The 18,624-nt window shown below is 43.0% G+C and carries 18 protein-coding genes; 17 read left to right on the top strand and 1 reads right to left on the bottom strand.

Features of this window, described 5'->3' with window-relative positions:
* Window positions 1-45: 45 nt before the first annotated feature.
* Window positions 46-834: an SDR family oxidoreductase gene (locus EV203_RS10865; RefSeq protein WP_132040578.1), complete on the bottom strand. Its 789-nt coding sequence runs from the start codon at window positions 832-834 to the stop codon at window positions 46-48.
* Window positions 835-1,006: 172 nt separating this feature from the next.
* On the opposite strand from EV203_RS10865, the gene EV203_RS14165 reads away from it, so the two are divergent.
* The 17 genes from EV203_RS14165 to EV203_RS10785 all read left to right on the top strand — a co-directional run.
* Window positions 1,007-1,138 carry a hypothetical protein gene (locus EV203_RS14165; RefSeq protein WP_279432265.1) on the top strand — a complete coding sequence of 44 codons (132 nt, stop codon included), beginning with the start codon at window positions 1,007-1,009 and terminating at the stop codon, window positions 1,136-1,138.
* Window positions 1,139-1,347: 209 nt separating this feature from the next.
* Window positions 1,348-2,577: a uracil-xanthine permease family protein gene (locus EV203_RS10860; protein ID WP_132040576.1), complete on the top strand. Its 1,230-nt coding sequence runs from the start codon at window positions 1,348-1,350 to the stop codon at window positions 2,575-2,577.
* Between the two features lie 334 nt (window positions 2,578-2,911).
* A complete protein-coding gene (locus EV203_RS10855) occupies window positions 2,912-3,235 on the top strand; it encodes a V-type ATPase subunit subunit G family protein (protein ID WP_132040574.1) in 324 nt (107 codons plus the stop codon).
* Window positions 3,222-5,150: a V-type ATP synthase subunit I gene (locus tag EV203_RS10850; RefSeq protein ID WP_132040572.1), complete on the top strand. Its 1,929-nt coding sequence runs from the start codon at window positions 3,222-3,224 to the stop codon at window positions 5,148-5,150. The genes EV203_RS10855 and EV203_RS10850 overlap by 14 nt, the downstream gene beginning before the upstream one ends.
* A gap of 44 nt (window positions 5,151-5,194) precedes the next feature.
* Entirely contained in the window at window positions 5,195-5,677 is a 483-nt protein-coding gene (locus EV203_RS10845) for a V-type ATP synthase subunit K (protein ID WP_132040570.1), read from the top strand.
* Window positions 5,678-5,689: 12 nt separating this feature from the next.
* Entirely contained in the window at window positions 5,690-6,292 is a 603-nt protein-coding gene (locus EV203_RS10840; RefSeq protein WP_132040568.1) for a V-type ATP synthase subunit E, read from the top strand.
* Between the two features lie 5 nt (window positions 6,293-6,297).
* Entirely contained in the window at window positions 6,298-7,302 is a 1,005-nt protein-coding gene (locus tag EV203_RS10835) for a V-type ATP synthase subunit C (RefSeq protein ID WP_132040598.1), read from the top strand.
* Window positions 7,295-7,624 carry a V-type ATP synthase subunit F gene (locus EV203_RS10830; RefSeq protein WP_132040566.1) on the top strand — a complete coding sequence of 110 codons (330 nt, stop codon included), beginning with the start codon at window positions 7,295-7,297 and terminating at the stop codon, window positions 7,622-7,624. The genes EV203_RS10835 and EV203_RS10830 overlap by 8 nt, the downstream gene beginning before the upstream one ends.
* Window positions 7,621-9,393 carry an ATP synthase subunit A gene (locus EV203_RS10825; protein ID WP_132040564.1) on the top strand — a complete coding sequence of 591 codons (1,773 nt, stop codon included), beginning with the start codon at window positions 7,621-7,623 and terminating at the stop codon, window positions 9,391-9,393. Before EV203_RS10830 ends, EV203_RS10825 begins: the two co-directional genes overlap by 4 nt.
* The gene (locus tag EV203_RS10820) at window positions 9,386-10,765 is read left to right on the top strand and encodes a V-type ATP synthase subunit B (protein WP_132040563.1); all 1,380 of its coding nucleotides are present in this window, start codon (window positions 9,386-9,388) and stop codon (window positions 10,763-10,765) included. The genes EV203_RS10825 and EV203_RS10820 overlap by 8 nt, the downstream gene beginning before the upstream one ends.
* A 5-nt stretch (window positions 10,766-10,770) precedes the next feature.
* Complete coding sequence (locus tag EV203_RS10815) at window positions 10,771-11,397, top strand: V-type ATP synthase subunit D (RefSeq protein ID WP_132040561.1); 627 nt, start codon at window positions 10,771-10,773, stop codon at window positions 11,395-11,397.
* A gap of 230 nt (window positions 11,398-11,627) precedes the next feature.
* Entirely contained in the window at window positions 11,628-12,212 is a 585-nt protein-coding gene (locus EV203_RS10810) for a chromate transporter (protein ID WP_243700682.1), read from the top strand.
* Window positions 12,209-12,727, top strand: a complete 519-nt coding sequence (locus EV203_RS10805) for a chromate transporter (protein WP_132040558.1) — start codon at window positions 12,209-12,211, stop codon at window positions 12,725-12,727. Before EV203_RS10810 ends, EV203_RS10805 begins: the two co-directional genes overlap by 4 nt.
* A 138-nt stretch (window positions 12,728-12,865) precedes the next feature.
* Window positions 12,866-14,674, top strand: coding sequence for an oligoendopeptidase F (gene pepF, locus EV203_RS10800; protein WP_132040556.1), 1,809 nt, complete (start codon window positions 12,866-12,868; stop codon window positions 14,672-14,674).
* 110 nt (window positions 14,675-14,784) lie between these two features.
* Complete coding sequence (locus EV203_RS10795; protein ID WP_132040554.1) at window positions 14,785-16,455, top strand: phospho-sugar mutase; 1,671 nt, start codon at window positions 14,785-14,787, stop codon at window positions 16,453-16,455.
* A gap of 25 nt (window positions 16,456-16,480) precedes the next feature.
* Entirely contained in the window at window positions 16,481-17,578 is a 1,098-nt protein-coding gene (locus EV203_RS10790; RefSeq protein ID WP_132040552.1) for a CapA family protein, read from the top strand.
* A gap of 71 nt (window positions 17,579-17,649) precedes the next feature.
* Window positions 17,650-18,624 (top strand): NAD(P)/FAD-dependent oxidoreductase (locus EV203_RS10785; RefSeq protein WP_132040550.1); only part of this gene is annotated, 975 nt, incomplete at its 3' end.

Below are 18,624 nucleotides of genomic sequence, written 5' to 3'. Positions count from 1 at the left end.
AAAAGGTTTTAAAGGAGTGTAAAAGCTAAGCTTGTAGCTTAGCTTTTACACTCCTTTTATAAAACCTCCATCAATTGGCACGACTATGCCTGTTATGTAGGAGGCTTTTTCTGATGCTAAAAATGCAACAGTTGATGCAAATTCTTCAACAGTACCCAAGCGCTTCATGGGGATGTCTGTAATCATTGATTTTTGAGCTTCTTCAAAGGATATACCTTCTTTTTCAACCCTTGCTTTGAGTAAGTTTTCTATTCTTTCAGTCATTGTGTAGCCGGGGGCTACGGCATTTGCAGTAATTCCAAATGGTGCTAATGCATTTGATATAGACTTTATAAAAGCGACTACCCCCATTCTTGATACATTTGAAAGGATTAAATTATCAAGGGGCTGCTTTACTGATATCGATGTTGAAGCTATTATCCTTCCCCATTTTTGATTTATCATATAATCCTTTACTGCATATACTGCATATATTGTGCTCATTAAATTTAATTCAACTGCTTTTAAGTAATCTTCAGGCTTTACATCAAAAAACCCACCAGCAGGAGGACCTCCTGCATTTGCAAAGAGGATGTGGATTGTGCCGAACTTACTTACTGTTTCTTTTACAGCCTTTTCAATATCTTCTTTGCGAGCTACATCTCCTTCAACTATAAGTACTTCTTTTCCTGTTATTGATTTAATTTCTTCTTGGGCCTTTTTTAAATTTTCTCTGCTTCTTGAAATAATAGAAACATTGGCTCCCTCTTTTGCAAGTTCTAAAGCGACTGCTTTTCCAAGGCCTTTACTTCCAGCCATTACAAATGCTACCTTATCTTTAAGACCAAGATCCATATAAATCTCTCCTTATAGAAATATTTGTTTAATACATATTTTATCATTTTTTTTAAAAGTTTTAAAGTTTATGCACCCAGAATTAATTCGGGTTGAAATTGTTCTTCATATGGTATATTATCTAAGTGCATGGAAATACTTACTATTTATTATGGGTTGGGGGTGAGAAAATTTGTTAAAAGCCATAGGTGCTCTTGCTGTTGGAGGACTTGAGAAAACAGTTGTAAAACCAGAGTTTTTTTCTGACTCTTCAGATATGCTGATGATTACAAAAAAACATGCTTTTACAAAAGTTAGCCCTTGACAACTTTCTCTGCTCATGGTAATATACTAAAAAAACGAAAGTGAATAGAGTTGGCCTTTAAACTGGTCCTGTGAGGCTAGTAAGGCGAAGAGAGATTTACGCAAACAAGAGGAGAAAGCCTTTCTCCGCCTGACGGGGAAGGGCTTTTTTGACGAGGAAAAGCCTCTGCTACTCACAGCAGAGGCTTAATTTTTGAGAGGAGGAAAATTATGAAAAAACTTACTGTAAGTACAAAAGAATTACCACGTCCGATAAGGGAGGGAGACAAAATTTCACTGCTACAGCTTCTCATTCTGGGACTACAACATACTTTTACGATGTTCGGTGCCACAGTGTTGGTGCCGCTGCTTACCGGGCTTGATGTAGGGGTAGCTCTTTTTACTGCGGGGATTGGAACTCTCTGGTTTCACTTGGTTACAAAAAGAAAAGTTCCCATTTTTTTAGGTTCTTCCTTTGCTTTCATCGCACCAGTGGCGCTGGTGGTAAAACAGTGGGGAATTCCGGCGGCCCAGGGGGGCATCATTGTGGCCGGCTTGCTTTACGGGTTGATGGCGGTACTGGTTTACTTTTTAGGGTGCGAATTCATAGAAAACCTTCTACCACCAGTGGTGACCGGCCCGATAATAATGGTTATAGGCCTTAATCTGGCACCGGTAGCAATTAAAAACGCTTCTCAAAACTGGATGGTTGCCTTGATAGTGCTTACTACGGTAATACTTGTCAGCATGTACGGCAAAGGATTTTTCAAGCTGGTACCGGTACTCGTGGGATTAATTGTAGGGTATGGGATGAGTTTGATTTTGGGAATTGTGGACTTGAAACCTGTACAGGAGGCGGCGGTATTTGCCATACCGGCCTTTACAAAACCCGAATTCAACCCGGCGGCCATTGGCCTTATTGCACCTGTGGCAGTGGCTACTATAGTGGAACACGTGGGCGATGTGCTTTCTGTAGGAGCTACGGTGCAGAAGGACTTCATAAAAGACCCAGGTCTTCATAGGACTCTAATAGGCGATGGTATAGCCACGTCCTTGGCGGGTCTATTTGGAGGCCCGGCCAATACCACCTATTCCGAAAACACAGGCGTTCTAGCACTGACTGGGGTCTGGAAACCCGAAGTGATGAGGGTGGCAGCAGTCATGGCCATAATGCTCTCCGCCTGTCAGAAACTTACTGCCCTAATAAGGACGGTGCCGGAACCAGTCATAGGCGGCATATCTATAATCCTGTTCGGCATGATAGCCAGCATCGGTATTAGGACCGTTGTAGAGAACGCCGTAGACTTCAAAAAGTCAAGGAACCTTATAATATCCAACGTTATTCTGGTCGTCGGCATAGGTGGTGCTGTAGTAAAGCTCTGGGATGGCATCCAGCTGGGCGGTGTGGGTTTGGCTGCTATAATCGGTATAATATTAAACCAGGTGCTGCCGAGAGAGTAAGATGTGAAAAAGTTAAAGTGATAAGAAGGAGACAAAACTTTAAATTTCTTAGTTTGACTTTTTTTTATCAATCTTGTATAATATTTATTGCACAATATTTCTCTATCTATAGATATAGCGCTGTCTATAGTAGAGGGGTATATGCTGTGCCTATCTGGAGAAGGGGTTCCATTAGGGATGCTTTTTTTGATGGGAGCAGGAATGCCACGATTTTAGCCATGGGAGGCTGCAACAGTTGACAAATTATAGATAAAATAGTACAATTGGAGCTAAGAAGTTGTTTGGCACTTTCGCCTGTCCTGAGGTTTTTTCTTTCCGGGGAGGTGGTGGATGGGTGAAGGAAATCCTGGATGATATCAAAGATGCGGAGAGCAGGGCGAAAGCAATGGTGGAAGAGGCCGAGCGGGAAGCAAGATCTATACTGGCTGAAGCACACCGTGAAGCTGAGAAGCTGATTTCACAGGCCCGCAAACGAGGAGAAGAGGCCTCTAAAAATATTTTAGAAGATGCGAAAAAAGAAGCGCAAAAAGAAGCTCTGACTTTAAGAGCCCAGTACGACGACGAAATTAAGAAACTTGTGGAAAAGGCGGAAGGCCGTATCCAAAAAGCAGTAGACTTAATTGTGGAAAGGATAGTGACTTTCCATGGCAATTGTTAAAATGAAAAAAATGTATCTCTTTGGTCTGAACAAGGAGCGGGATAAAATACTTGGTGTCCTGCAGAAACTAGGAGCAGCTGAAATTACGGACCTGAGAGAAGAAGATATTGACATAGACGTCACAGAACGTCAGCTTCCAGAGCAATTGGGTTCCGAGCTATCGGAGCTCGAACTAAAGCTTAGCAGATTGAAATTTGCTATCGATTTCCTGAAGCCCTACGGCAAGGAGTTAAATCCCTTAATCCACGGCAGGCCCAAGGTCAGCGTGAAAAAGTTGCAGGATCTCCTTAACCGGGAGAGCGAGATTTTCGATCTCATAGATTCACTTTCTGCTCTTGACCAGAAACTTTCGAGGCTCAAGACGGAAGAATCCAGAATAAAAAGCCAGGTTGAATTAATTAAACCTTGGGAGCAAATGGATATCCCTGTAGAGGAACTAGGTGCTACCGGCAGAGTGGAAGTAAGGGCTGTGGCAGTTCCAAAAAAGGACTTCAAATCCTTGAGGGATAAAGTGGTTGAAAAAGAACTTCCCGTGGAAATAATCCCGGTGGGAGAAGGCCGGGAAAAGAGTCTTTTATTAACTGTCTATCACATTTCGGCAAAATCGGATATTCAGGAACTATTTAAGGAATTTGCAGTTGATACAGAAGAATTCACGGGATTTAGGGGGACTCCGGCGAAGATAATCGCTCAGCTTCAGGAAAGGTTAAAAGCCATCGAAACTGAAAGGCAAAAAATAAAGACAGAAATCTCTAGACTAGCGAACCGGCTACTGGACATGGAGGCTCTTTATGATTACTGGCTTCTGGAAAAGCAGAAGAAAGAGAACTTTATGAAAATGGCAGGCACTGAAAAAGTTTTCCTGATGAAAGCCTGGGTTCCCGAGCCTTCGGTGGGAGCCGTAAAAGAAGCGATCACCTCCGTCACCAGCGCTGCCCACATGGTTTTTACTGAACCGTCGGAAGAGGACGACATACCGGTGGTTTTGTCAAACCCGAGGCTAGTACAGCCCTTCGAGGTAGTGACTGAGCTTTATAGCCTTCCCAATCCCAGGGGAATAGACCCTAATGTGTTCATGGCGCCTTTCTACTTTGTGTTTTTCGGTATGATGGTCAGTGACGCGGTTTACGGTCTGGTGCTGTCGTTGCTATCAGGTCTTGCTCTCTGGAAGCTCAAACTGAAAGGGATGGGTAAAAAGCTGGTTGAGCTTTTGTTCCTAGGAGGAATATCGACTTTTATCTGGGGGATGATTTTTGGCAGTTGGCTTGGTGACCTTATTAAGGTCAAGCCGCTTTGGTTGAATCCTCTTGATAATCCATTGGCCGTTTTGTTTCTGAGTTTTGCCTTTGGTCTGATACAGATATACACCGGTATAATCCTAAGCGCCTATAAAAATATAAGAAACGGAAAGATAGTTGACGCTCTCTTGGATCAGGGACTGTGGCTGGTGCTGCTGACAGGGCTTGTGATGATGGCTTTTCCAAATTTGACGAGAATAGCAAAATATGTGACCATTGCTGGTGCTGGGGGTCTTGTGCTGACGCAGGGGAGGTCCCAGAAGAATATTTTGAAAAAGTTCATATCGGGGCTTTTAAGCCTCTACAACGTTACTGGTTATCTAAGCGACGTGCTTTCTTACTCTCGTCTGCTGGCACTGGGCCTTGCAACGGGTGTTATAGCTACTGTTATCAATACCATGGCGAGGATGCTAGCAGTAAATATATTGGGGTATATAGCGATGCTGCTAGTGTTGATAGGAGGTCACCTTTTCAACGTGGCAGTAAATGCCTTGGGTGCTTATGTCCACAGCAGCCGACTGCAGTATATTGAATTTTTCGGTAAGTTCTACGAGGGTGGAGGCAAACCCTTCCAACCCCTGAGGATAGAAACGAAATATGTGGATCTAGAAGTTTGAAGAGGTTTAATTTAAAAAATCAAACTTTTGGAGGAGGAGTTTAAATGGAAGTCACACTTGGTCAAGTTCTTGCATTGTTAGGTGCTGCTATGGCGGTTTTCCTACCGGGAATTGGTTCCGCGAAAGGAGTCGGTATGGTTGGTGAAGCTGCTGCGGGAGTAGTTACCGAAGATCCCAGTAAATTCAGCCAGACTCTGATATTACAGGCATTGCCTGGAACTCAAGGCATTTATGGTTTGCTTACAGGCTTTGTGGTGATGCAAAGGATAGGAATCTTGGGAGGAAATTTGCTTCCTCTTACTACTTATCAAGGACTGTTAGTTTTTGCGGCCTGCCTTCCTATAGCTATAGTAGGTCTGCTTTCTGCTATTGCCCAGGCCAGAGCTGCGGCTGCCGGTGTAGGAATAGTAGCCAAAAGACCTGAAGAACTGGCTAAAGGTATAACTTATGCCGCTATGGTGGAAACTTACGCGGTGCTGGCACTACTTGCTTCGATACTGATGCTCTTTGGTTTAAAGCTGGCATAAGGAGTGCTTATAATGCAGGGTATTGCAAAGATTAAGGAAAAGATTTTTGAAGAAGCCGCAGAGCAAAAAAAACGGATAATTGAAAATGCAAAAAAAGAAGCAGCCAAAATCCTGGAAAAGGCGAGGAAACAAGCTGCAGAACTAGAAGCCGATGCCCAGGAGAGGGCCAAAAAGGCGGCCAGGGAAGAAAAGAGGAAAATCTTGTCCATGGCCGAATTGGAAGAGAGAAAGCGGTACTTGGAAGCGAAACAGGCTTTGATAAACGAAGCCTTTGTAAGGGCGGAAAATAAACTTTTAAATCTAGAGCCAGAAAAGTATAGGGAGCTGGTTTACCATCTGATTTTGGCTGCTGCTGTTGACGGTAATGAGGAAATTATCGTTTCTGAGGATGACAAAGGGAATATAACTCCTGAATTGCTTGCGAGGGTTAACGAAGCCCTGAAAAAGCAGGGCAAAGCAGGCAACATCAGGTTTTCGGAAGAGAAAAGGTCCATAAAAGGCGGGTTCATATTAAAATCGGCGACGATAGAAATCAATTGTAGCTTTGATTACCTGCTCAAGGCTCAGAGGGAAGAATTGGAAACCGAAGTGGCCAGAATACTTTTTGAGGAGTGATAGCGATGGTCCGGGAACAAGAATTCCTATACGCATCGGGCAGGATAAGGGCTCTGGAAACCAAGCTCTTGAGCAGGACCATAGTGGAGAGGATCCTTGAGGCACAGGACATGGATGCAGTCATGAGGGTCCTCAGCGAAACCGATTATGCTCCGGATTTCGAAGAATTGGAAAGTATATATGATTTTGAAAAGGCTTTAGAAAACAGCATGAAAAGAACTTTGGGCGTGATAAAAGAATCTTTGAAAGACCAGAGGGTTGTAAGGTTTTTTACGCTAAAGTACGACTATCATAATCTAAAAGTTGTTTTAAAAAGCAGGATACTGGGCGTTGAGGTTCCGGAAAACCTTACGACCTTGGGCGAAGTTCCTGTCGAAGAACTATTAAAATTGAGCAAGGGAGAGAAAGATGTAGCTGTCCCGAAATTGATGCGGCTTGCTTTTGAGAGGGCTGCCGAGGTCTACGAAGAAACCCTGGACCCACAACAGGTGGACCTCATACTGGACAGGGCTTTATATGAAGAACTTAATCTTCTGGTGCAGGACATAGGCCACGATTTTCTTAAAAGTTATTTAGCTGCGCTGGTAGACCTCACCAATATAAAAACAATGGTCAGGTTGAAATATATGGAGTCCGATTTAAGGACGTTGAAGAAATCTCTCCTACCGGGTGGCAGTATCGATCTCGAGTTTTTCGAGAAAATGTTTCAGGAACCAGTGCCAGTGCTGATCGAGGCACTGGCGGCTTCCAATTATTCCAAGGTTGTTAAAGACGGTTTGGAAAACTGGGTCTCCTCAGGTAGCCCGGCGGTCTACGAGAAACTGGTCGATGATTTCCTGCTCGGTATGCTGAGGAAAGGGCTATATAAACCCTTTGGTTTGGAAACTGTTGTGGGTTATCTTGGGGCTAGGGAGAACGAGCTCAAAATCTTGAGGGTCCTAATGGTGGGGAAAATCAACGGTATTTCCGAAGATATGATAAGGGAAAGGCTGAGGGATGTCTATGCATAAAATAGGAGTAATCGCAGACCACGATACAGTACTTTCGTTTAAGTCAACGGGTATTGATACTTTCCCCGCCATTGACGAGGCAGAAGCAGCGGACATACTCATGAAACTTGCCCAGGAGAATTACGCTGTCATATTCATCACCGAGCATTTAGCAGAAAAGATAAGGGACAAGATAGACCTTTTCAGGGATAAAATGTTGCCCATCATTACGTTGATTCCCAGCAACCGGGGTACTCTGGGAATCGGCATAAGTGATGTAAAAAAATCTGTTGAAAAAGCCATCGGAGCGGATATCATTTTTGAAAGAGAGGGAAGGGAATGAGCCAGGGTGTAATAGTCAAAGTTTCTGGTCCCCTTGTGGTGGCTGAGGGACTTCCTGAAGCCAAGATGTTCGACGTTGTGAAGGTGGGTCATCAGGGCCTTATCGGTGAAGTCATAGAAATACGCGGAGAGAGAGTATCGATTCAGGTATACGAAGAAACTTCTGGACTGGGCCCTGGGGACCCTGTGGTGTCTACGGGAGAACCCCTCAGCGTCGAACTGGGACCGGGAATGCTGGAAGGCATTTTCGATGGAATCCAGAGACCTCTTGATGTTATAGAAAAAAAAGTCGGCAGCTTTATTACAAGAGGCATAGAAGTTCCTGCATTGAATCGCGAGAAAAAGTGGAGATTTACGCCGAGAGTCAAGCCCGGAGACAAGGTTAGCGGCGGTGATATTCTCGGCACGGTGCAGGAGACCGTTATAGTCGAACACCGCATAATGGTCCCACCTGGTATTTCAGGTGTTGTGGAGGACATCAAGGAAGGCGAATATACAGTAACCGAACCTGTTGCCAGAATAAAAACTGATTCCGGGCAGGTAGTGGAAGTCACGATGATGCAGAAATGGCCGGTGCGAAAGGCTAGGCCGTACAAGGAGAAGTTGCCCCCCGAAATTCCGATGGCCACTGGACAAAGGGTCATTGATACCTTTTTCCCGGTTACCAAGGGAGGTACGGCGTGCATACCTGGACCTTTCGGCAGCGGCAAGACAGTGGTCCAGCACCAGTTGGCCAAGTGGGCCGATGCTGAGGTGGTGGTATATATTGGGTGCGGCGAGCGCGGCAACGAGATGACCGACGTACTCCTTGAATTCCCAGAGCTCAAGGACCCCAAGACAGGGGAACCTCTAATGAAACGAACGGTGCTTATTGCCAACACTTCCAACATGCCTGTGGCAGCCCGCGAAGCGTCTATATACACGGGCATAACCATCGCTGAATACTTCAGGGACATGGGCTACAGCGTGGCTTTGATGGCAGATTCAACATCCCGCTGGGCCGAGGCTTTGCGTGAAATGTCCGGAAGGCTTGAAGAAATGCCGGGGGAGGAAGGTTATCCAGCCTACCTTTCAAGGAGGCTTGCGGAGTTTTATGAGAGAGCTGGCAGGGTCATATGCCTGGGCAGTGACAACCGCGAAGGAGCCCTGACGGTGGTAGGTGCTGTATCCCCGCCGGGTGGCGACTTGTCGGAGCCTGTTACTCAGGCAACCCTTCGCGTGGTGAAGGTATTCTGGGCTTTGGATTCGGAGCTGGCCTATGCGCGTCATTTCCCGGCCATTAACTGGCTGACCAGCTATTCGCTGTACTCCGAGGTTGTGGAAGACTACATGAACAAAAATGTGAGCAGCGACTGGGGAGAACTGCGCAGCGAGGCTATGAGGCTGCTACAGGAAGAGGCAAGCCTCCAGGAAATCGTAAGATTAGTGGGTATTGACGCTCTTTCTACGAGGGATCGTCTAGTGCTAGAAGTTGCCAGATCTATCAGGGAAGATTTCCTACACCAGAACGCTTTTCACGAGGTGGACACTTACTCGTCAATGGAAAAGCAGTACAGAATGCTTAAGCTTATAATGATATTCTATCAAGAAGCGCAGAAAGCTCTTGAAAAAGGTGCCCCGTTCTCGGAAATAGAGAAGCACCCGGTGCGTGAGAGAATTGCCCGCGCCAAATATATCGAAGAATCGAACTTGGCTGTGTTCGATGAAATAGAGAAAGAGATAAAGAAGGCTCTGCAGGACCTCACCGAAGGAGGTGCAGCCGATGCTTAGGGAGTATAAAACCGTTAGAGAAATTGTCGGACCACTGATGCTGGTTGAAAAGGTGGAAGGCGTCAAGTACAATGAGCTCGTGGAAATTGAGACCGGCACGGGGGAAATCCGTAGGGGACAGGTGCTGGAGGTTGACGGCGATAAAGCGTTAGTTCAGTTATTTGAAGGTTCTACAGGGCTTAACATCAATGACTGCAAGGTAAGGTTTGTCGGAAAAAGCATCGAACTTGGGGTTTCTATCGATATGTTAGGTAGGGTTTTCGATGGTTTGGGTCGTCCACGGGACAAAGGCCCAATGATCATACCGGAGAAGCGGCTGGATATAAACGGTAACCCCATCAACCCGACGGCCCGAGATTATCCTTCTGAGTTTATCCAGACAGGAATATCCGCTATCGATGGGTTGAATACGTTGGTAAGGGGGCAGAAGCTTCCGATTTTCTCAGCTTCAGGTCTGCCTCATGCCCAGCTAGCGGCGCAGATAGCAAGGCAGGCTAAGGTGCTTGGTACTGACAGTAAGTTCGCGGTAGTATTTGCTGCAATGGGTATAACATTTGAGGAGGCCGACTACTTCATTTCGGATTTCAGGCGCACAGGTGCCATCGACCGGACGGTACTGTTCATCAACCTTGCTAACGACCCTGCCATCGAGCGTATAGCCACTCCACGTATGGCCTTGACCTGCGCGGAATTCCTGGCATACGAAAAAGACATGCACGTGCTTGTTATCCTAACGGATATGACTAATTACTGCGAGGCTTTGCGGGAAGTGTCGGCTGCAAGGAAAGAGGTTCCTGGTCGAAGGGGCTATCCTGGTTACTTATACACTGACCTTGCAACGATATACGAGAGGGCGGGCCGAATAAAAGGAAGGAAAGGGTCTATTACCCAGATACCCATTTTGACCATGCCTGAGGACGACAAGACCCATCCAATACCCGATCTCACCGGCTATATTACTGAAGGTCAGATAATCTTAAGTCGTGAACTCCATAGGAAGGGTATCTATCCGCCGATAGATGTGCTTCCGTCTCTGTCGAGACTTAAGGATAAAGGTATTGGCCATGGTAAGACTCGGGAAGATCATGCCGACCTTATGAACCAGCTGTTTGCCTCCTATGCTCGCGGTAAGCAGGCAAAAGAGCTGGCAGTAATCTTGGGTGAGGCTGCCCTTTCCGATACGGATAAGCTTTATGCAAAATTCGCCGATGAGTTTGAGGCCAGGTACGTGGCCCAGAAGGAAGATGAGGACAGGAGCATTGAGGAGACGCTGGCGATAGGGTGGGATCTATTGACGATCCTACCGAGAGCCGAGCTCAAGAGGATAAGGGAGGAATATATTGACAAATACCTTCCTAGAAAAGGAGAATAATAAAAATGGTAATACGTGTAAATCCTACCCGAATGGAACTTCTTAGCTTGAAAAAAAGACTTGTGACTGCAAAGCGTGGCCATAAGCTCTTGAAAGACAAGCAGGATGAACTTGTAAAGAAATTTTTAGACATGGTCAAACAGAATAGGGCTCTGCGGGAGGAGGTCGAGCGCGAGCTTATTGATGCTTTTAGAAGTTTCACTATGGCAAGAAGCCAAATGCCTGCCAACGTAGTGGAAGAGAGTCTCATGATTCCCTCGGCCAAGGTCAGTATAAACGTCAAGAAGGAAAACATTATGAGTGTCAACGTACCTAGAATAGAAATATCACAAGAGGAGAGTAAGAACCTCTACCCTTACGGCTTTGCAAACACGTCGGCTGAAATGGACTCGGCCATCCGTACTCTGTCGACCATGCTGCCAAAAATGTTGAAGCTGGCGGAGATCGAAAAGGCTTGCCAGCTCATGGCCGATGAGATTGAAAGGACTCGCCGCAGGGTAAATGCCCTAGAATATGTTTTAATACCGCAGCTTGAAAATACTATAAAATACATCACTATGAAGTTGGACGAAAACGAACGTTCAAGCCGCACAAGACTTATGAAGATAAAGGAAATGGTGATGCAGGGATAAAGAGAATCGATCATTTGTTAAGAAGTAGGGCGGGCATTTTTTTGAATGCCTGCCCTTTAGTTTTAATTTCCCTTCATATTTTTTTATGTCCTTAAAAATTATACCTTTATCTTTGATACTCTTTTTACAGTAGGTATTTACTCACGCGGTAATCTCCAAAAGTTTGGTGAGGTAAAAAAGCATGATATAATTGATTGAAGGAAAAATTATAAAAAAGGACGTGATATCCATTGAATGGAAAAACAAAAAAGCTGGAACCGAGGGAACTTTTGATTATGTTTTGGGCTTTTTTTAAAATCGGCGCTTTTACTCTAGGCGGTGGGTTTGCCATGATACCCCTTATGAAGGTAGAAATGGTGGATAAGCAGAAATGGATAAAGGAAGAGGAATTTTTGGATATAATTGCTGTGACCCAGTCGGCCCCGGGGGCAGTGGCCATAAATACTTCCATATACATAGGCTACAAACTATACGGGTTTTTGGGCTCCTGCATAGCCGTTCTGGGAACCATACTCCCGTCGTTTCTGATAATACTATTTGTAGCTTTGTTCTACGACGACATTAAATCCAGCATCTACGTGAAAAAAGCCTTCAAGGGGATATACCCGGGCATAGTGGTGCTCATACTGGCGTCTGCTTTTAACCTTCGCAAAGCCGCTTTTAAAACTCCTACGGGCGTGATAATAGCAGTCCTTTCCTTGGTAGTGCTCCTAATATTTGACCTTCATCCTATAATAGTGATTCTAGTATCGGGAATAACCGGAATAGTCTTGCAAAACAGACTTCGAGATCCGGAGGAGCGTGGAGATAAATGATATATTTAAGCCTTTTCTGGGCGTTTTTTAAAGTAGGAGCTTTCAGCTTCGGCGGTGGTTACGCGATGATTCCTCTCATTAAAAAAGAGATTATAGACATTCACCACTGGCTCTCGATGGACCAGTTTCTGGATATAATAGCCATTTCCCAGATGACCCCTGGTCCCATAGCCATAAATGCGGCTACCTTTGTGGGGTATAAAATAGGAGGATTCTGGGGATCAGTGGCGGCCACCATTGGGGTCACGGCCCCCTCTTTCCTGATTATAATCATCCTTGCCCTTTTGATAATTAGGTACCGTCATTTACCTTGGCTAGAGGCCTTTTTTAAAGGAGTCAGACCGGCGGTGATTGCTCTTATCGTCCAGGCGGCCTATTCCGTGGGAAAGAGCTCTTTTACCGGTATTAAAGATATGCTGGTGGCGGCGATGGTCTTTGTTGGGCTGTACCTGTTGAAAATAAATCCTCTCATAATAATACTTATGGCCGCGATTCTAGGTATTGTCATATACTAACACCTCACAACCCGAATTAATTCAGAATAAATACTTTCGAGTAAGTGCTATTTGAACAAGAGGTTTTATTGAAATGTTTTTGTAAGAATATTATAATTTGTTTAGATGTTAAAAAATATTAAAAGGAGGGAAATTTTGTTGAGTACACATTTGTTAGAAAGAAAAGATGTAGATGAAAGGTTGACATGGGATTTGTCAGGAATTTTTAAAACAGAGGAGGAATATGAGGAGGCGATAAAAAAAGCGCAAGAGATTACAAAGGAGTTAGAAGAAGAGTTTAAAGGAAAACTTAATATTCCTCAGACGATTAACAAGTGTTTGGATAAATTAAAAATATTAGCTCAATTGCTTACTCTTGCTGGTTCCTATGCCCATTTGGCTGTTTCAGTAGACCAGACTAATACAGAAAATCTCCAAAGGCAAATGAAGTTTTCTAACATAGCCTCAAGTATTCAGAGTAGGATAAGTTTTATCGAGTCAGAGATTATCCAATTGGATGAAAAGATAATAAATCAGGCTATAGAAGAATCAAAGGAGAATGCTAATTATCTTAGGAAAATACTTAGAAAGAAAAAGCATGCTCTTCATCCAGAAGTGGAAAAAGCTATATCTGCTCTTTCAACTGTTTTAGAAGCACCACATCATATTTACAATATGGCTAAATTGGCAGATATGGACTTTGGAACTTTTACAGTTGATGGGAAAGAATATCCATTAAGCTTTGCTCTATTTGAAACAAAATGGGAGTATGAAAAGGACACAAAAATAAGGAGAGCTGCTTTTGAGGCATTTTCTAAGAAATTAAAAGAATACCAACACACCATAGCAGCAGTTTATCAAACGCAGGTGCAAAAAGAAAAGACAATAGCAACTTTGAGACGTTTTGATTCTGTTATTGACAGCCTTTTATTCCCTCAAGAAGTCGACAGAGAATTGTATGATAGGCAGATTGATTTGATAATGGAACATTTGGCACCTCACATGAGGAAATTTGCAAAACTTTTGCAAAAGATACACGGCATAGAAGAGATGACTTTTGCTGATTTAAAGTTGGAAGTAGACCCTGATTTTGAGCCTGAAGTAACAATCGAAGAAGCTAAAAAATACATAGAAGAAGGTTTATCAGTTCTTGGCGAAGATTATAGAGAAATGGTGAGAAGGGCATTTAAAGAAAGGTGGATAGACTTTGCTCAAAATAAAGGCAAGTCTACAGGAGCTTTTTGTGCTACTCCTTATGGTACACATCCTTATATATTGATCAATTGGGCTGATAAAATGAGAGAAGTGTTTGTATTAGCTCACGAGTTAGGGCACGCAGGGCATTTTTATCTAGCTCATCAGTATCAAAACATTTTTGATTCAAGACCATCTTTGTACTTTATAGAAGCTCCTTCTACAATGAATGAACTTTTGATGGCTAATTACTTGATGAAAAATAATAAGGATAAGAGAATGAGAAGATGGGTGCTTTCCACTTTAATATCAAGGACTTATTATCACAATTTTGTGACTCACTTGTTAGAAGCAGCTTATCAGAGAGAAGTATACAGAATAATTGACAAGGGAGGATCTGTCACAGCTCCTATTTTGAATAAGATAAAGAGAGAAGTTTTGGAGAAATTCTGGGGAGATGCTGTAAAAATCAACGAAGGAGCAGAACTTACCTGGATGAGACAGCCTCATTATTATATGGGACTTTATCCTTACACTTACAGTGCAGGGCTTACTATAGCCACACAAGTAAACAAGAGGTATTTAGAAGAAGGGCAAAAGGCATTAGAAGACTGGAAAGAAGTATTGAAAGCTGGCGGTACAAAGACACCAGTAGAACTGGCAAAAATGGCAGGAGTAGATATAACTACAGAAAAACCTCTTTTAGATACAATTAAGTATATCGGGGATATGATAGATGAAATTATTCGATTGACTGACGAAATAGACAAGTGATTGGAAGGCATTGGCTTATGCCAATGCCTTTTTAATGGAAAATTGTATTAAAAAGAGAAGCCTTATGGTATAATAAAAATGAAGATTTAGCAAGGAAAGGCGGGATTTAAGTGGAAAAAGAGACTTTGAAAAGGTATGAGGCGTGGCTAAATGACCCGGCTATATCGGATAAGGATAAAGAGGAGCTTAAAAAGATGAAACCAGATGAAATACAGGATGCCTTCTTTATGGATTTGGAATTTGGCACTGCTGGATTAAGGGGCATTATGGGGCTGGGGGCCAATAGAATGAATTTTTACACGGTTGGGAAGGCAACCCAGGCTCTTGCCAATTACATAAATAAGACAGTAGAGGGAGAAAAAAGTGTGGCAGTTTCTTACGATACCAGGAAATTTTCTAAAGAGTTTGCAGTGGAGTCAGCGCAGATACTGGCCGCAAATGGAATAAAAGTTTATCTTTTTGACGATTTTAGACCCACGCCCCTTTTGTCTTTTGCTGTCAGGTTTTTAAAGGCTACAGCTGGTATAATGATAACAGCGAGTCACAATCCTCCGGAATACAACGGATACAAGGTATATTGGTCAAATGGCGCTCAGATTATTCCACCCCATGATAAAGGCATTATAGAGGAGTACGAGAAACTGTCTTTTGCGGATGTAAAAAGAATGTCCTTTGATGAGGCTAAAGATAAGGGCTTTGTGGTCATGGTGGGGAAAGAGGTGGACTCTGCATATTTTGAAAAAGCCCTTTCTTATTCTTTTGGGATTTCTTCAAAGGGCTTGAAGATAGTGTATACACCTCTCCACGGGACAGGTATTAAAATTGTGCCACCTTTACTTAAAAAAGTGGGATTTGATGTTTACATTCAGAAAGAACAGCAGATACCAGATGGAAGCTTTCCTACAGTGAGCTATCCTAATCCCGAATTTGATGAGGCTTTTGAGTTTGCTTTGAAAGACGCAAGAAATATCGATGCAGATATAGTGGTGGCATCAGATCCAGACGCAGACAGGATGGGGGTTTTGGTAAAACACAAAGGGGATTATGTCAGAATAGATGGAAATCAAATGGGGATTTTGCTTTTGGATTTTTTTCTTAAGATGTATTTGCAAAAAGGGATGCCCAAAAATCCCGCAGTTATAGAGTCTATCGTCTCTTCCAAGCTTTTTGCTAAGATTGCGAAAGAACACGGGGTTGAAGTTTATGAAGTATTGACAGGCTTTAAGTGGATATGCAATGAGGCTGACAGATTAAGAAGTGAAGGCAAGACTGTATTTTTTTCCTATGAGGAAAGCTATGGCTATAACATAGGAGATTTTGTGTACGACAAGGACTCAGGCACTCCTATAATGATGACTTGTGAAATGGCTGCCTTCTACAAGGAAAAGGGTATGACCTTAGTTGATGCATTAGAAGAAATTTACAAAAAATACGGTTACTATCTTGAAGACCAGCTTTCCCCTGTATATGAGGGTGAAGCGGGGCTTAAGAAGATAAAAGGGATTATGGAAAGGTTAAGAGAAAGGCCTATTGAAAACCTGGCAGGCTACAGACTTACAAGAGTTGTGGACTACTTAAAAGGATATGACCGTATACCCCCTTCAGATGTTTTAAAGATGGAATTTGGTGATAAACTGATTGTATACGCTAGGCCTTCTGGCACAGAACCCAAAATAAAATTCTACTTCATGGCAATGGAAATGGGGAACTTAGATGAAGCGAAAGACTTTTTAAAGGCGGCTAAAGAAGAGCTTGTAGAAGTGCTGGGGTTGAAGGAGTAATACTTAATTTTTGTGAGGGGAAAGCATGGGTAAAAATGGATTTATTAAAGCTTTGCTTTTCTTTTTAGTGGTAATTTTTGTAATTACCTTTTGGGAAAATTCAGTAGATGATAGTGTCATGAGAAAGGTTACGGTGAAGAAGGAAGAAATTCTACTCCCAGTTGACAGCAGTCAAAAGGAGATAGAAAAGTGCACTGATTGTACTGAAATATTGATAAGTGCTGTAGGAGACTGTACACTGGGTTCGGACGAGACTTATACTAGATACGGTACTTTTGAGGAAGAGTTGAAAAAGCACAATTATGATTATTCCTATTTTTTCAAAAATGTAAGGGAAGTATTGGAGAGAGATGATTTGACTATAGCTAATTTGGAAGGGCCTTTAACTACCTCTACAAAAAGAGCAGAAAAGGAATACGCCTTTAAAGGGCATCCCTCTTATGCGAGAATTTTAAAAGAAGGGAGCATTGAAGCAATAAATTTAGCTAACAATCATTCGTTTGATTACGGCAAAGAAGGTTTTTATGAGACTGTAAGTGCTTTAAAAAAAGAGGGGATAGGGTATTTTGGATATGGATATAAGTGTATAACCACTATAAAAGGTGTAAAGATTGGAATTTTAGGGTATACAGGTTATGATGATACCCAGTGGACAAAGCAAGAAATAAAAAAAGATATAGAGAAATTGAGGCCTGAAGTCAATATTTTAATTGTGAGCTTTCACTGGGGTGAAGAGAACAAGTATTATCCTAACAAAGTGCAAAAAAGTTTAGGGTATTTTGTGATTAATGAAGGAGCTGACCTTGTGATAGGACATCATCCACATGTACTACAGGGCATAGAGGAGTATAAAGGGAGATACATTGTGTACTCACTTGGCAATTTTGTCTTTGGAGGCAATAAAAACCCCAAAGACAAGGACTCTATGATTTTTCAGCAAATTTTTACTATTGATAAAGGAGGGAGGGTGGTAGAAGTTAAAGCCAATATAATACCTGTGTCTATTTCTTCTCAAAAGGAGAGAAATGATTACAGTCCCCGCATTTTAGAAGGTGAGGAAAGGGAAAGAGTTTTGCAAAAGATTAAGATGCTGTCAGATTGGGACAATTTGTCTCGAGAATGATTTGTTTGAAAAATTAAACAGGAAAAGGTATAATGTAGATGTGGACATAAGTACAAAAAGGAGGAAGAAAAATGCCTAAGCGCTATGTTATTATAGGTGGAGATGCGGCTGGGATGAGCGCAGCTTCCCAGATAAGGAGGATGGATAAAGAGGGGGAAATTCTGGTCTTTGAAAAGGAGGGCGTAATTTCTTATGCCCAGTGTGGCCTACCCTACTGGGTGGGAGGGGTTGTGCCTGAGAAGAAAAAGCTTATTGCGCGTACAGCGGAAGAGTTTTTAAATCGCTACAATATTGACGTAAAGCTTTATCACGAAGTTGTGAAAATAGATCCTTCCAAAAAAGAAATCAAGGTTTTTCGCAGGGAAGAAAAAGACGAAATCGCTGTCCCTTATGATGTGCTTTTGATTGGAACAGGCAGTACTGCAATAGTACCTCCATGGGAGGGCAGGAATTTGCCGGGAGTGTTTACATTAAAGACCATGGGTGATGCGGAAGAACTTCTTGACTGGTTGAGCTCCCATACTCCCACTAAGGCGGTGGTTATAGGCGGAGGTTATATAGGGTTTGAAACTGCCGAAGCGCTTCACAGCAGGGGCTTTAAGGTTACGGTTTTGGATTTAGCACCGCAGTTAATACCTACTTTTGATAAGGAGATTGCCGAAATAGCTCAGGATGCTCTTAAAAGGCATGGAGTGGAAGTACATTTAAACGAAGAAGTCGTCGGTTTAGAAGGGGATGAAAAAGGAGTAAAAGCCGTTGTAACGAAAAATGGCAAATTTGAAGCCGATTTAGTTATAATATCTATAGGAGTAAGGCCTGTGAGCGAGCTGGCAAAAGAAGCGGGAATAGAGTTAGGGCCGAAGAATGCTATTTTAGTAAATGAAAGGCTTGAAACGTGTATTCCTGACATATACGCTGCTGGGGATTGCGCTACGCACTTTAACAGGATAAAAAATGCACCGGATTACATACCACTGGGGACCACTGCTAATAAACAGGGAAGAATTGCAGGAATAAATATGGCAGGCGGAGATGCGAAATTTGCA

This window comes from Caldanaerobacter subterraneus, assembly GCF_004345675.1.
Lineage (GTDB): Bacteria > Bacillota > Thermoanaerobacteria > Thermoanaerobacterales > Thermoanaerobacteraceae > Thermoanaerobacter > Thermoanaerobacter subterraneus.
This window is presented reverse-complemented; position numbering and strand designations above follow the sequence as displayed.

Coding starts and splice junctions, on each gene's coding strand:
- EV203_RS10835 (WP_132040598.1), top strand. CDS start 6,298: ATGGTCCGGGAACAAGAATTCCTATACGCATCGGGCAGGATAAGGGCT.
- EV203_RS10825 (WP_132040564.1), top strand. CDS start 7,621: ATGAGCCAGGGTGTAATAGTCAAAGTTTCTGGTCCCCTTGTGGTGGCT.
- EV203_RS10790 (WP_132040552.1), top strand. CDS start 16,481: ATGGGTAAAAATGGATTTATTAAAGCTTTGCTTTTCTTTTTAGTGGTA.
- EV203_RS10860 (WP_132040576.1), top strand. CDS start 1,348: ATGAAAAAACTTACTGTAAGTACAAAAGAATTACCACGTCCGATAAGG.
- EV203_RS10850 (WP_132040572.1), top strand. CDS start 3,222: ATGGCAATTGTTAAAATGAAAAAAATGTATCTCTTTGGTCTGAACAAG.
- EV203_RS10865 (WP_132040578.1), bottom strand. CDS start 834: ATGGATCTTGGTCTTAAAGATAAGGTAGCATTTGTAATGGCTGGAAGT.
- EV203_RS10805 (WP_132040558.1), top strand. CDS start 12,209: ATGATATATTTAAGCCTTTTCTGGGCGTTTTTTAAAGTAGGAGCTTTC.
- EV203_RS10840 (WP_132040568.1), top strand. CDS start 5,690: ATGCAGGGTATTGCAAAGATTAAGGAAAAGATTTTTGAAGAAGCCGCA.
- EV203_RS10830 (WP_132040566.1), top strand. CDS start 7,295: ATGCATAAAATAGGAGTAATCGCAGACCACGATACAGTACTTTCGTTT.
- EV203_RS10820 (WP_132040563.1), top strand. CDS start 9,386: ATGCTTAGGGAGTATAAAACCGTTAGAGAAATTGTCGGACCACTGATG.
- EV203_RS10845 (WP_132040570.1), top strand. CDS start 5,195: ATGGAAGTCACACTTGGTCAAGTTCTTGCATTGTTAGGTGCTGCTATG.
- EV203_RS10815 (WP_132040561.1), top strand. CDS start 10,771: ATGGTAATACGTGTAAATCCTACCCGAATGGAACTTCTTAGCTTGAAA.